At 71.8% G+C, this 12,647-nt stretch carries 11 protein-coding genes; 7 read left to right on the forward strand and 4 right to left on the reverse strand.

Features of this window, described 5'->3' with window-relative positions:
* Positions 1 to 45: 45 nt before the first annotated feature.
* Positions 46 to 303 carry a hypothetical protein gene (locus NAMU_RS00195; RefSeq protein ID WP_012813949.1) on the forward strand — a complete coding sequence of 86 codons (258 nt, stop codon included), beginning with the start codon at positions 46 to 48 and terminating at the stop codon, positions 301 to 303.
* Positions 304 to 328: 25 nt separating this feature from the next.
* On the opposite strand, the gene NAMU_RS00200 is transcribed toward NAMU_RS00195, so the two are convergent.
* The 4 genes from NAMU_RS00200 to hutU form a co-directional block, all read right to left on the reverse strand.
* The gene (locus NAMU_RS00200; protein WP_138179858.1) at positions 329 to 1,351 is read right to left on the reverse strand and encodes a sensor histidine kinase; all 1,023 of its coding nucleotides are present in this window, start codon (positions 1,349 to 1,351) and stop codon (positions 329 to 331) included.
* Complete coding sequence (locus NAMU_RS00205) at positions 1,348 to 2,019, reverse strand: response regulator transcription factor (RefSeq protein ID WP_012813951.1); 672 nt, start codon at positions 2,017 to 2,019, stop codon at positions 1,348 to 1,350. Before NAMU_RS00205 ends, NAMU_RS00200 begins: the two co-directional genes overlap by 4 nt.
* Positions 2,020 to 2,126: 107 nt before the next feature.
* On the reverse strand, positions 2,127 to 3,446 hold the full coding sequence (locus tag NAMU_RS00210; RefSeq protein WP_012813952.1) for a formimidoylglutamate deiminase: 1,320 nt from the start codon (positions 3,444 to 3,446) through the stop codon (positions 2,127 to 2,129).
* Positions 3,447 to 3,498: 52 nt separating this feature from the next.
* A complete protein-coding gene (gene hutU, locus NAMU_RS00215) occupies positions 3,499 to 5,154 on the reverse strand; it encodes a urocanate hydratase (protein ID WP_012813953.1) in 1,656 nt (551 codons plus the stop codon).
* 478 nt (positions 5,155 to 5,632) lie between these two features.
* Between hutU and NAMU_RS00225 the strand changes: the two genes are divergently transcribed.
* From NAMU_RS00225 to NAMU_RS00250, 6 genes are all read left to right on the forward strand, one after another.
* Complete coding sequence (locus NAMU_RS00225; RefSeq protein WP_012813954.1) at positions 5,633 to 7,096, forward strand: multicopper oxidase family protein; 1,464 nt, start codon at positions 5,633 to 5,635, stop codon at positions 7,094 to 7,096.
* A complete protein-coding gene (locus NAMU_RS00230) occupies positions 7,093 to 8,730 on the forward strand; it encodes an FAD-binding oxidoreductase (RefSeq protein ID WP_012813955.1) in 1,638 nt (545 codons plus the stop codon). Before NAMU_RS00225 ends, NAMU_RS00230 begins: the two co-directional genes overlap by 4 nt.
* A gap of 72 nt (positions 8,731 to 8,802) precedes the next feature.
* Positions 8,803 to 9,609, forward strand: a complete 807-nt coding sequence (locus NAMU_RS00235; protein WP_012813956.1) for an IclR family transcriptional regulator domain-containing protein — start codon at positions 8,803 to 8,805, stop codon at positions 9,607 to 9,609.
* 152 nt (positions 9,610 to 9,761) lie between these two features.
* Positions 9,762 to 10,937 carry a CaiB/BaiF CoA transferase family protein gene (locus NAMU_RS00240; RefSeq protein WP_012813957.1) on the forward strand — a complete coding sequence of 392 codons (1,176 nt, stop codon included), beginning with the start codon at positions 9,762 to 9,764 and terminating at the stop codon, positions 10,935 to 10,937.
* Complete coding sequence (locus NAMU_RS00245; protein WP_012813958.1) at positions 10,930 to 11,790, forward strand: citryl-CoA lyase; 861 nt, start codon at positions 10,930 to 10,932, stop codon at positions 11,788 to 11,790. Before NAMU_RS00240 ends, NAMU_RS00245 begins: the two co-directional genes overlap by 8 nt.
* Entirely contained in the window at positions 11,783 to 12,646 is an 864-nt protein-coding gene (locus tag NAMU_RS00250; RefSeq protein ID WP_012813959.1) for a DODA-type extradiol aromatic ring-opening family dioxygenase, read from the forward strand. The genes NAMU_RS00245 and NAMU_RS00250 overlap by 8 nt, the downstream gene beginning before the upstream one ends.
* The last annotated feature ends 1 nt before the right edge of the window (position 12,647 follow it).

The following is a 12,647-nucleotide window of genomic DNA, read 5'->3' on the forward strand; positions in this document are numbered from 1 at the left end:
CATCGGTGCCACCATGGTGGGAGCGACCGACGGAGGGTGCAGGACATGGCAGCAACGGTGACCCGACGGTCCCTGCGTCGGGTCCGCTCCGCCGGCCGCCACACCTACCGGTCGCTGCGCCGACACCGGATGGTGACCCTGGTCGCCGCGGTCTGCGCGGCCCTGATCCTCACCGCCTTCGCGGCCACCGCCGTCGGGCCCGGGGGTCCGCCGGGACCCTGGGGTCCGCCGGCCGCGCAAGCTCCCGGGCACGGTCCGATGATGGGCGGCGGGCCCGACGGCATGGGTCCGCACCGGCACTGACCGCCTCGGTCCGAGCCCGAACGAGTCAGGATCGAATCGGCAGGACGAGTTCGGCCCGGGCCCCGCCGGTCGGGGCGGGCCCCAGCGTCAGAGTTCCGCCGTGCGCGCTGGCGACCTCCTGGACCAGGGCCAGCCCGAGGCCGAAGCGCCGTCCGCCGGGGCCGTCCGCGGCGCGCGGCCCGCGGGCAAATCGCCGGGTCAGCTCGGCCGGGTCCAACCCGGCCAGGCCCTCCCCGGAATCGGTGACGGCCAGCACGACATGCTCGCCGCGGACGTCGACCGCGAGCTGCACCCAGCCGCCCGGCGGGGTGTGCCCGAGGGCGTTGTCGACCAGGGCGGCCAGCGCCCGGCGCAGCGCGACCCGCGATCCGGTCACCCAGACCCCCGGCGGCCCGGCCACCGAGATCTGCACCTCACGGGCCTGCGCGAGCACGGCCATGGACCGGGCGATCTCGTCCAGCAGCGCGCGGACCTCGATCGGTTCCCCGCGACCGGGATCGGCGGTCAGCACGGCGCTGGCCAGCAACTCGTCGACGATCTCGCCCAGGACCCGGCTGTCGTCGAGCAGTTGGCGCATCGCCGGCAGCGCCGGATCCTGCGGCTCCATCCGGCGGGCGATCAGCTGAGCGCGGGTGTGCATGACGGTCAGCGGGGTGCGCAGTTCGTGTCCGGCGTCGGCGACGAACCGGCGTTGCCGGGCCAGTGCCTCACCCAGCGGCGCGACCGCCCGGCGCGCGATCAGGAACCCGGCGACGCCGGCGATCGCCACTCCGATCACTCCCGCGACCAGCAGGGTGCTGCGCAGGATCTCGTCGTCCCGGTCGGGGCCGCCGCCGTGTTCGGGGCGGCCGCGGCCCAGCAGCGGGCTCAGGGCCAGGGTGGTCAGCCCGGCGAGCACCACGACCACCGCGCTGGCCGCGGCGATCTGCCACCCCATACGCAGGGTGGCCGACCGCAACAGGGCCTGGTCGGGATCACGAGGTGGGCGCGACCGGACCGGCGGGGTCGAGGACGACGACGGGGGTGGGGGTGGGGGTGGGGCGGTCACGAGATCGTGCCCAACCGGTAGCCGACGCCGTGCACGGTGGTCACGCAGTCGCGTCCGAGCTTGCGCCGCAGGTAGTAGACGTAAGTGTCGACGCTGCCCGGGTCGTCGGCCGGGTCGAACACCGCGGCCAGCAGCTGCGGCCGGGTGAATACCTGCTGCGGACGGCGGGCCAGCACCTCCAGCAGCGCCGCCTCTCGCCCGGACAGGTCGACCACCTGCCCGCCGCCCACGACCCGGCGGCCAGTGACGTCGAGCCGGCGCCCGCCCAGGTCAAGTTCGGTGGCCTCGTCGACGGTGCGCCGCAGCAGTGCCCGCAACCGGGCCAGCAGCTCGTCCACCTCGAACGGCTTGACCAGGTAGTCCTGCGCGCCGGCGTCCAGGCCCTCGACCCGGTCGGCGACCGCGGCCCGGGCGGTCAGGATCAGCACGGGCGCGGCCACCCCGCGCTGCCGCAGCCGGCGCACCAGATCGACGCCTTCGATGGCCGGCAGGCCCCGGTCGATCACCATCAGCGCGTAGTCCCGGGTCAACCCGGCGTGCAGCCCGGCCTGTCCGTCCCGGGCCAGATCGACCGTGTAGGCCTCGTCCAGCACCTCCTGCAGCAGCGGGCCGAGTTGACTGTCGTCCTCCACCAGCAGCAGCCGCGGCTTGTCGCCGGTCGCCGTCATCGTGCGCGCCACCCTCCGCCGGCCGCCGATCGGCCCCGCCGGGTCCACTGTGCCTCGTCCGAATCAGAAGCATCTCAGGATCGGACCGGCTCGCACCGGCCAGGAGGTCACCGCCAGAGGGGCTCGATGGCGGCGCCCAGCAGCGCGCCGACATCGCCGAGCCGATGCCGGCCGCCGGTCACCACCGGTTGTCCGTCCACCACCACGGTGTCCACGTCGGCGGCGGTCGCGGCCAGCAGGATCTGCGCGGGGTCGGCGCCGGCAGTGCGGGCGGTGTCGGTCCGGACGGCGACCAGGTCGGCCCGCCCGCCGACGGCCAGGCTTCCGGCGTCGGTCCAGCCCAGGCTGTCGTGGCGAGTGGCCGCGGTCAGCAACTGCTCCGGACTGAACCGGCCGCGATGAAGGGTGGCCAGCCGCTCGTGCATCTCCAGCGCGCGGGCCTCCTCGATCAGGTCGATCACCGCGTGCTGGTCCGACCCGAGACTGAGCGGTGCGCCGGCATCGAGCAGGGCGCGGGCCGGGCCGATCCCGTCGGCCAGGTCCCGTTCGGTGGTCGGGCACAGGCAACAGGTGGTCCCGGTCCGGCCGAGCGCGGCGATGTCGGACGCCGTCAGGTGGGTGGCGTGCACCGCCGAGGTCAGTGGGCCGAGAACCCCGGCCTCGTCGAGCAACTCGGTCGGTGTGCGGCCGTAGAACGCCAGGGCGGCCTGGTTCTCGGCCGGCTGCTCGGACAGGTGCACGTGCAGCGGCCGTCCGTGTGCGGCCGCGGCCACCACCGGCAGCGCCGCCCGCGGCACGGCCCGCACCGAGTGCACCGCCGCGCCGATCCGGACCGACTCGGCGTCGGCCAGCCGGGCCACCCGGGCGGCCCACCCGTCGGCGTCGCCGTCGGTGAACCGCAGCTGCTCCGGCCCTAGCTCCAGGTGCCCCGGGGGCCCCAGACCGCCGGCCAGGTAACAGGTGTCGAGCAGGGTCAGCCGGATTCCGGCCTCCGCGGCGGCCTGGATCAACGCCGCGCCCATCGCGTTCGGGTCGGCGTACCGGCGGCCGCCGGGGGCGTGGTGCAGGTAGTGGAACTCGCCCACGGTGGTGATCCCGGCCAGGGCCATCTCGGCGTAGGTGGCCTGGGCCAGGGCCAGGTAGGAATCGGGATCCAGGGCCGCGGCGACCCGGTACATACCCTCCCGCCACGTCCAGAACGTGCCGCCGCCGCGGTGGGTGCGACCGCGGAGCGCCCGGTGGAAGGCGTGGCTGTGCGCGTTGGCCAGGCCGGGCAGGACCACGCCGGACAGCCGGGTGGCGCCGGCCGGTGGGCGGCTGCCGGTCCGGATCGCGGTGAACCGACCCGCGGCCACCTCGAACGTCACGCCGGCGGCCGGGCCGTCCGGCAGCAGCGCGTGGCCGGCGAAGTAGGCGGCCGGGCTCACCCGGCCGCCTCGGTCGCCCCGAGGCCGGCGAGCCGGCCTAACCCGCCCACGGTCAGCCCTCCTTCATCGGGATGCGCACGCCCTGGTCGGCGGCGACCTGCTCGGCCAGCTCGTACCCGGCGTCCACGTGCCGGATCACGCCCATGCCCGGGTCGTTGGTCAGCACCCGGGCCAGCTTCTCGGCGGCCAGCGCCGTGCCGTCGGCCAGCGAGACCTGGCCGGCGTGGATGGACCGGCCGATGCCGACGCCGCCGCCGTGATGGATGGACACCCAGGACGCGCCGCTGGCCGTGTTGATCAGCGCGTTGAGCAGCGGCCAGTCGGCGATCGCGTCCGACCCGTCGGCCATCGACTCGGTCTCCCGGTAGGGCGAGGCGACCGACCCGCAGTCCAGGTGGTCCCGGCCGATGACGATCGGCGCGGACAGCTCGCCGGACGCGACCATCTCGTTGAACCGCAGGCCGGCCCGGTCCCGCTCGCCGTAGCCCAGCCAGCAGATCCGCGCCGGCAGACCCTGGAAGCTGATCTTCTCGCGGGCCCCCCGCATCCACTTCTGCAGGCGGTCGTTGTCCGGGAACAGATCCATCACCGCCTGGTCGGTGGCGTAGATGTCCTTCGGGTCGCCGGACAGCGCAGCCCACCGGAACGGCCCCTTGCCCTGGCAGAACAGCGGCCGGATGTAGGCCGGTACGAAGCCGGGGAAGTCGAAGGCCCGCTCGTAGCCCCCCTGCCGGGCCTCGTCCCGGATGCTGTTGCCGTAGTCGAAGACCTCTGCGCCGGCGTCCTGGAAGCCGACCATCGCCTCGACGTGGCGGGCCATCGACTCCCGGGCCCGGTCGGTGAACTCCTCGGGCTTGCGCTCGGCATAGTCGGGCCAGTCCTCGATCGAGACGCCGGCCGGCAGGTACGACAGCGGGTCGTGCGCGCTGGTCTGGTCGGTGACGATGTCGATGTCCACCCCGCGCCGCAGCAGCTCGGGAAAGACCTCCGCGCAGTTGCCGACCAGACCCACCGACCAGGCCTTGCGCTGCGCCTTGGCCTGCAGCGACTTGGCGATGGCGTCGTCGATGTCGACCGCGATCTCGTCCAGGTAGCGGTGCTCGACCCGGCGCTGCAGTCGGGACTCGTCGACGTCGACGATCAGGCAGGCGCCGCCGTTGAGGGTGACGGCCAGCGGCTGGGCGCCACCCATGCCGCCGGCTCCGCCGGTCAGCGTGAGGGTGCCGGCCAGCGTGCCGTTGAACCGCTTCTCGGCGATGGCGGCGAACGTCTCGTAGGTGCCCTGCACGATGCCCTGGGAGCCGATGTAGATCCACGAACCGGCCGTCATCTGGCCGTACATGGTCAGGCCCAGCTTCTCCAGCCGGCGAAACTCGGGCCAGTTGGCCCAGTCCGGCACCAGGTTGGAGTTGGCCAGGATGACCCGCGGCGCCCACTCGTGGGTGCGCATGACCCCGACCGGCCGGCCGGACTGGACCAGCATGGTCTCGTCGGCCTCCAGCGTGGTCAGCGTGCGGACCATCGCGTCGAACGAGTTCCAGTCCCGCGCGGCCTTGCCGGTGCCGCCGTAAACGACCAGATCATCGGGTCGCTCGGCGTTCTCCGGATCGAGGTTGTTCATCAGCATCCGCAGCGGAGCCTCGGTGGTCCAGGACTTGGCGGTCAGGCTGGTCCCCCGGGGGGCGCGGACCGGACGGGCACCTTCCATCGACGCATTCCTTTCTCTTGCTGATCTCGCTGATGTCATCGATCTCGCCGATTTGCTTGTCCCGTTCATGCAAGCAGCCGACGCCGGGGTGCCGACAGGTCGCGCCCGTGGGTTGTGTCCGGTATCCCGGACAGGACCGGACACCGCAGGGCTGGCCGAGCGACCTGGGCGGCGCCGTGATTAAGCTCCTCCCACTCACCGGACTGTGGTCCCGACCTGGTGATTCCGACCGAGCACAAGGGTGTGGGGAGAGGCTGCTGTGTCCGACATGTGGTCACGCCGTCGTGTTCTCAAGTGGGGGGTGGCCCTGAGCGGGGTGCCCCTGATGATGGCCTGCTCGCCGTCGTCGCCACCGTCACCGGGCAGCGGGTCGACAGCGTCGGCGAGCACCGGACCGGCACCGTCGTCGGGCCTGTCGGCGGCCGGATCGGTTCGCTCGACGGCCATCCGGCGCAGCGAGAACGGGGTGCTGACCACAATGCTGACGCCGTGTCCGGCCGCGGTCGACATCGGTGCGCCGCAGCCGATCACCACCTGGGCCTACGACGGTCTCATCCCCGGTCCGACCTGGGAGATCAACCCCGGTGACGTGCTCCGGGTGGAGCTGGTCAACGACCTGCCGACCGATCCGGCCGGCAGCGGCGCGGCGAGCGCGCCCCCGTCCGGGAGCAGCACCGATCCGTCGGCGAGCAGCGCCGACCACAGCGGCCACGACATGGGCGGGGACACCATGCCGATGGACCGGCCGCACCAGTGGACGACGACCAACCTGCACTACCACGGGATGCACGTCTCCCCGGAGGGCAACGGCGACGACGTGTTCCTGACCGTCGAGCCCGGCGAGCGCTACCAGTACGAGATCGAGGTGCCGGCCGACCATCCCGGCGGCCTGTTCTGGTACCACCCGCACCGCCACGGCGGCGTCACCCAGCAGATCCGCGGGGGGATGGCCGGAGCCATCGTCATCCGCGGGTCGATCGACGAGGTTCCCGAGATCGCCGCCGCCGCCGAACAGTTGATGGTCATCCAGGCCATCGAGGTGGACCAGAACTACGCCGTCGCCGCGCCGATCCCCGACCCCACCTCGAGCGAGGCGTTCTTCCCCCGCAACCAGATCCTGTACCCGATCAACGGCGGGCTGTCCCCCACGCTGACCATGCGGCCGGGCGAGGTGGTGCGGTGGCGCATCCTCAACGCCGCCGAGGGCAAGTTCATCAACCTGGTCGCCGACGGCCTGGAGTTCCACGTGATCGCCTGGGACGGGCTGAATCTGGCTGCTCCGGAACAGGTCTCGAACCTGTTCCTGTCGGCCGGCAACCGGGTCGACGTGCTGGTGCGGGCGGTCGCACCCGGCACCGTCGCGCTGCAGTGCACACCCAGCTCCAGCCAGAAGCCGGGCACCCAAGGAGTTCCCGGTTCCACCGACGGCCTGCCGCCGGAGCTGGTGACGCGGCCGATCGCCACCGTCGAGGTCGCCGGCGATCCCGTCACCATGGCCCTGCCGACCGAGCTGCCGGCCTGGGACCAGGAGATCCTGCCGATCGCGCGGACCCGCGAGGTCACCTACTCGGTGGAACGCGACGGCACCGAGTTCGAGGACTTCGGCGTGGACGGCCAACAGTTCACCGCGACCAACCCGCCCTACCAGGTCAAGCTGGACACCGCCGAGGAGTGGACGGTGATCAACGGGCTGGACGGGAAATACCCGCAGCACGCGCACGTCTTCCACATCCATGTCAACCCGTTCAAGATCACCAAGATCAACGGCCAGGTGCTCGACAAGCCGCTGTGGCGAGACACTTTCATCCTCACTGGGACCAACGGCGACTCGTTCACCTTCCAGACGAACTTCCTGGACTTCACCGGGAAATTCGTCGACCACTGTCACATCGTCAGTCACGAGGACCTGGGAATGATGGAAACGATCGAGGTGGTCCGGTGACCGAGCGGGCCAGTGGCGCCATCAACCGCCGGCAGATCCTGCAGCTGGGCGCCACCGGTGCGCTGACCGGTCTGCTCGCCGCCTGCACCTCGACCGAGACCCCGTCCGGGTCCAGCACCTCGGCCGGTCCGGCCGACGCGACCGGTGGCAGCGCCGTCCCGTCGGCCGACCCGGAGTGGACGACACCGACGACCACGGCCGCGCCGACCATGGTTCCGCCGGACCCGGTGACCGAGGCTGCGGTCCAGGACCTGCGGAGCCGGCTGACCGGAACCGTGCTGTCGCCCCTCAGCGTGGACTACCCGTTCACCGCGCTGTCCACCAACACCCGCTATCTCGACCAGCGCCCGGCCGTCATCGCCCGCTGCCGGGATGAGGCCGACGTCGTCACCGCGGTGAACTGGGCCCGGGAGCACGGGTTGACGGTCGCCCCCTACGGCGGCGGCCACAGCTACGCCGGCCTGTCCACCACCTCCGGCCTGTTGCTGGACATCGGGGCGATGAACTCCGTCACGGTCGATCTGTCCGCCGGCACCGCCTCGGTCGGCGCGGCGGCCCTCAACGGCGACGTCCTGGACAAGACGATCAACACCCCGTTCCTGCTGCCCGGTGGCACCTGCCTCGGGGTGGGCACCGGGGGTCTGGTGCTGGGTGGCGGCATTGGCTACAACACCCACTGGGCCGGCCTGACCTGCGATCACCTCACCGCGACCCGGGTGGTGCTGGCCTCCGGCGAGGTCGTGGACGCCGACAGCAGCCAGCACAGCGACCTGTTCTGGGCCTGCCGTGGCGGCACCGGCGGCAACTTCGGGCTCAACACCTCGTTCCAGTTCGAGCTGGTCCGGGCGCCGGAGACGGTGGTCTACTTCCGCTACGACTATCGCGGCGCCGACGCCGCCACGGCCATGCTCGCCGCCGTCGACGCCCTGGCCCAGACCGCGCCGGCCGGGCTGAACATGAGTTCCAGTGCGCAGGCCACCCCGGTCGGTGCCGGTGGGCCCCGGGAGGCCATCGACGCGTTCGTCCGCGGTCAGTACGTGGGCACCGTCGACGAGGCCCAGGACCTGCTGGCCCCGTTCGTGGCGTTGTCCCCGGCCACGTCGGCGCTGCAGGAGCGACCGTTCTGGCAGGTGCAGCAGCAGGTCTGGCCGTCGGCCAACCCGGCCCCGCACTCCTGGGGTGACTGGTCCCGCTATACCCGGGAGGCGCTGCCCCAGGACCGGGTGGCCAGGATGGTCGACCTGCTCGCCGAGTGTCCGGTGCGCACCGACTCGTCCAACGGAGCCTTGTGGTTCCTCGGTTGGGTCGGCGGGGACGTCGTCGGCAAGTTCGGTCGGACCGACACCGCTTACGTGCACCGCGGGTCGCCGCTGCTGTTGCGGCCGACCCCGGTCTGGGAGACCAGCGACCCGGCCTCGGTCGGTCAGGACCTGCTCGACTGGACCGCGGCGCAGATCGACATTGTCGCCGACGTGACCCCGCAGGAGAGCTACCAGAACTTCCCCAACCGGCTCATCCCGAACCCGCTGCAGCAGTACTTCGGCGAGAACCTCGACCGGCTGATCGCCGTGAAGAGCACCTATGACCCGACCAGCCTGTTCACCAACGAGCAGGGCATTCCGGTGCGGGCATAGTCGTACGACTGTCCGCCAGGCGGTCAGCGACGTAGAGTGCCCGGGTCACGAGCGTGTCATGAGGGGAGGGCCATGCCGAGGGAAGGCACCGGACCCGACTTCATCGAGGCCCTTGCCCGCGGGCTCGAGGTGATCGCCGCGTTCGCCCCGGGCCGGCCGGTGATGTCGCTGTCCGAGGTGGCGACGGCGACGGGTCTGGCCCGGCCGACGGCCCGGCGGATCCTGCTCACCCTGTCCGAACTGGGCTATGTCCGCGCCGCGGCCGGTGGCTTCGCGCTGACCCCCCGGGTGCTGGAGCTGGGGATCGCCTACGTGCGCTCGATGGGGCTGTGGGACATCGCCCGGCCGCACCTGGAACGGCTGGTCGAACGCACCCACGAGTCCTCCTCGATCGCCCAACTGGACGGCTCGGACATCGTCTACGTGGCCCGGGTGTCGGTGCCCAAGATCGTCACTTTGTCGGTGGAGATCGGCACCCGGTTCCCGGCGCTGCCCACCTCGCTGGGAAAGGTGCTGCTGGCCGACCTTTCCCCCGACGAGGTGGACCGCATCCTGGCCGAACCGTCCCGGTCGAGCGTGACGCCGCGTTGGCGACCGGACCGGGACGAGCGGGACGCTGTGCTGCGGGAGGTGCGGGCCCGCGGCTGGGCACTGACCGACGAGAAGCTGGCCCTGGGCATCCGCTCGGTCGCCGCGCCGTTGCGCGACGGATCGGGCCGGGTGATCGCCGCCGTCAACGTCAACGCGCACGCCGCCGAGACCAGCGTCGAGCAGTTGATCGGCCAGCACCTGCCGCTGCTGCTGGCCACCGCCGGCGAGATCAGCGCCGACTTCGCCCGGCGCGCGGCCGTCCCGCACGTCACCCGGCCCGCCTCCTGAGCCACTGGTCGGTGGGCGATCCCGGCGACCGGGGTTGTCACCCCGAATTCACAGCCGCCCGGGCCACCGGGAGGTCTTGACAGCACCCCAACAGTCGGGCACCGTCAGCAGCGGACAGTTGTCCGCACAGCGGCAGATGGAGTGGTGCCATCGTGGATGTGCCGTCGCCGACGGATCGGCCGGGCCCCCTGGCCGGGATCGTGGTGGCCGACTTCTCCCGGGTGCTGGCCGGCCCGTACGCCACGATGCTGCTGGCCGACCTGGGTGCGGACGTGATCAAGGTCGAGGGTCCGGGCGGCGACGACACCCGCAGCTGGGTGCCACCCACCCGCGACGACGTCGGCACCTACTACCTGGCCGTCAACCGGAACAAGCGGTCGGTCGTGCTGGACCTCAAGGACACCGGCGACCGGGCTCTGGCGCACGAGCTGTCCGCCCGGGCCGACGTGTTCATCCAGAACTTCAAGCCTGGCGGCCTGGCTCGGTTCGGCCTGGACTACGAGTCGGTTCGCGGCCGCAACGAGCGCATCATCTACTGCTCGATCAGCGGGTTCGGGGCGGACAAGGGCGCCAACCTGCCGGGCTACGACCTGCTGGTGCAGGGCATGTCCGGGCTGATGAGCCTGACCGGTGCGCCCGACGGGCCGCCCTTCCGGTCGGGCATCTCGGTCTTCGACGTGATGACCGGTCTGCATTCGGTGATCGGCGTTCTCGCCGCGCTGCACCACCGCGACCTGACCGGGCAGGGCCAGCACATCGAGACGAATCTGCTGTCCAGCGCGCTGTCGGCGCTGGTGAACCAGAGCTCGGCGTACGTGGCCGGCGGGGTGGTCCCGGCCCGGATGGGCAACGCGCACCTGAGCCTGTTCCCGTACGAGCCGCTGGCCACCGGTGACGGCGAGCTAATCGTGGTCGCCGGCAACGACGGTCAGTTCCGCCGGCTGGCCGAGACGATCGGCCGGCCGGAGCTGGCCGACGATCCGCGCTTCGACACGGTCGGCCGGCGCAACGACAACCGCGAACAGCTGCGGCCGTTGCTGCTCGAGGCGTTGTCGGCCCGCACCGCGCAGGAATGGTTCGGCCTCTTCACGGCCGCGGGCCTGCCGTCGGGGCCGATCAACACCGTGCAGGGTGGCGTCGAACTGGCCGAATCCCTGGGCCTGCAACCGGTGGTTCAGGTCGGCGAGGCGCAGGTGCCCTCCGTCCGCAACCCGATCCGGCTCTCCGCCACCCCGCCGGACTACCGCTACGCCCCACCGGCGTTGGACGAGCAGGGCGAGGAACTGCGGCGCTGGCTGCGGGAACCGCGACGAGGCTCCGATGGCTGAGCCGCGGCCCGGCCCGGCCGAACCCCCGGTCTATCCGACGGCCCTGGGTGCCAGCAGCCTGCACCGGATCACCCTGCTCGGCCAGGATCTGGCCGATGACGTGATGGGCTCGGTTGGATTCGGCGAGCTGGCCTTCTGGCTGGCCACCCAGCGCCGGCCCACCCCGGGGCAGACCCGGGTGTTCGAAGCGGTTCTCGCCGCGCTGGCCGACCACGGTTTCACGCCGACCGCCATCGCGGCCCGGCTGACCTACCTGTCCGCGCCCGACTCGGTGCAGGGCGCCCTGGCCGCCGGGCTGCTCGGCGGCGGTTCCCGCTTCCTGGGCGTCACCGAGGACTGCGGCCGGTTCCTGCACGAGGTGCTCATCGGGGTCGAGGGCCCGCTGCCGGACGACGACGCCGGGTGGGACCAGTTGGCCCTGACCACCGTCACCCGGCAGCGGGAGCGGAAGCAGTTCGTCCCCGGACTCGGTCACCACGTGCACAAGCAGGGCGACCCTCGCACCCCGCGCCTGTTCGCCATCGCCGCTGAGGAGGAGCTGGTCGGCCCGCACCTGGCCCTGTTCGCGGCGATCGGCCGGGTGCACCCACAGGTGCTGGGAAAGACGTTGCCACTCAACGGGGCCGGCGTGTGCGGGGCCGCGCTGGCCGACCTGGGCCTGCCGCTGGAGCTGCTGCGCGCCTTCGCGTTGCTGGCCCGGACGGCCGGATTGATCGGCCAGCTGGCCGAGGAGCTGCGGCACCCGGTGGCCAACCAGATCTTCCTGTCGGTGGACCTGAACAATGCCTCCGTGCCCCCGGATCCGTACGAACCGCCCGTCCTGACCCACGAATCCGGAGGTGCGAATGGCTGAGATCGCCGCCGTCATCGCGTCCACCCACCACCCGTTCTACCTGCGCGCCAGCACGTCGACCGGGGCCGACCGGCCGCCGTTCGCGGACGAATGGGTGGCCAAGGTCGAGCGGTTCCGGGAGACGTTGACCGCGGCCCGACCCGACGTGCTGGTGATGGTCGGCAGCGATCATTTCCACCAGCTGTGGCTGGACAACATGCCGCAGTTCCTGGTCGGCAAGGCGCCCTGGTTCGACGCCAACTGGTACAACGAGGAACGCGAATTCGGGCTGCCGCGGATGCGCCTGCGCGGGCAGGAGGAACTGGCCGCGCACATCCTGCGCGACGGTCTGGACCGCGGGTTCGACCTGGCGTTCAGCAACGAGCTGCGCATCGATCACAGCGTCACCTGCCCGATCATCACGCTCCGGCCGCAGGCCGACCTGCCGATCGTGCCGGTCTACACCAACATCTTCGCCCCGCCACTGCCGCAACCGAAGCGGTTCGTCGCGCTGGGCCAGGCGCTGCGGGAAATGGTCGAGTCCTGGGACAGCGACCAGCGGGTGGCCATCATCGGCACCGGGCACCTGTCGCTGGAACTGGGTGGACCGCGCCAGTTCGGGGAGCACGGGCCGGACCCGGAGTTCGACCGCAAGGCGGTCGAGTGGATCGCGACCGGCGACATCGCCGGCTGCCTGGCCGAAGTCACCCTGGACAGCCTGCATGAGCCGGGCAACGCCACTCACGGCTTCATGGATTTCATGCTGATGATGGGCGCGGCCGGTGAGGGTCGAGCAGCCGATTACGTCGACTCGCTGGACCTGTTCCACACGATGGAGGCCTACTTCACCTGGTATCCGAACGGAGTGCCGGCCTGAG

The organism is Nakamurella multipartita DSM 44233, assembly GCF_000024365.1.
Lineage (GTDB): Bacteria > Actinomycetota > Actinomycetes > Mycobacteriales > Nakamurellaceae > Nakamurella > Nakamurella multipartita.

Excerpts from the sequence above, each read along its gene's own strand:
- NAMU_RS00195 (WP_012813949.1), top strand. The coding sequence starts at position 46 with ATGGCAGCAACGGTGACCCGACGGTCCCTGCGTCGGGTCCGCTCCGCC.
- NAMU_RS00205 (WP_012813951.1), bottom strand. The coding sequence starts at position 2,019 with ATGACGGCGACCGGCGACAAGCCGCGGCTGCTGCTGGTGGAGGACGAC.
- hutU (WP_012813953.1), bottom strand. The coding sequence starts at position 5,154 with ATGGAAGGTGCCCGTCCGGTCCGCGCCCCCCGGGGGACCAGCCTGACC.
- NAMU_RS00225 (WP_012813954.1), top strand. The coding sequence starts at position 5,633 with ATGCTGACGCCGTGTCCGGCCGCGGTCGACATCGGTGCGCCGCAGCCG.
- NAMU_RS00235 (WP_012813956.1), top strand. The coding sequence starts at position 8,803 with ATGCCGAGGGAAGGCACCGGACCCGACTTCATCGAGGCCCTTGCCCGC.
- NAMU_RS00245 (WP_012813958.1), top strand. The coding sequence starts at position 10,930 with ATGGCTGAGCCGCGGCCCGGCCCGGCCGAACCCCCGGTCTATCCGACG.
- NAMU_RS00250 (WP_012813959.1), top strand. The coding sequence starts at position 11,783 with ATGGCTGAGATCGCCGCCGTCATCGCGTCCACCCACCACCCGTTCTAC.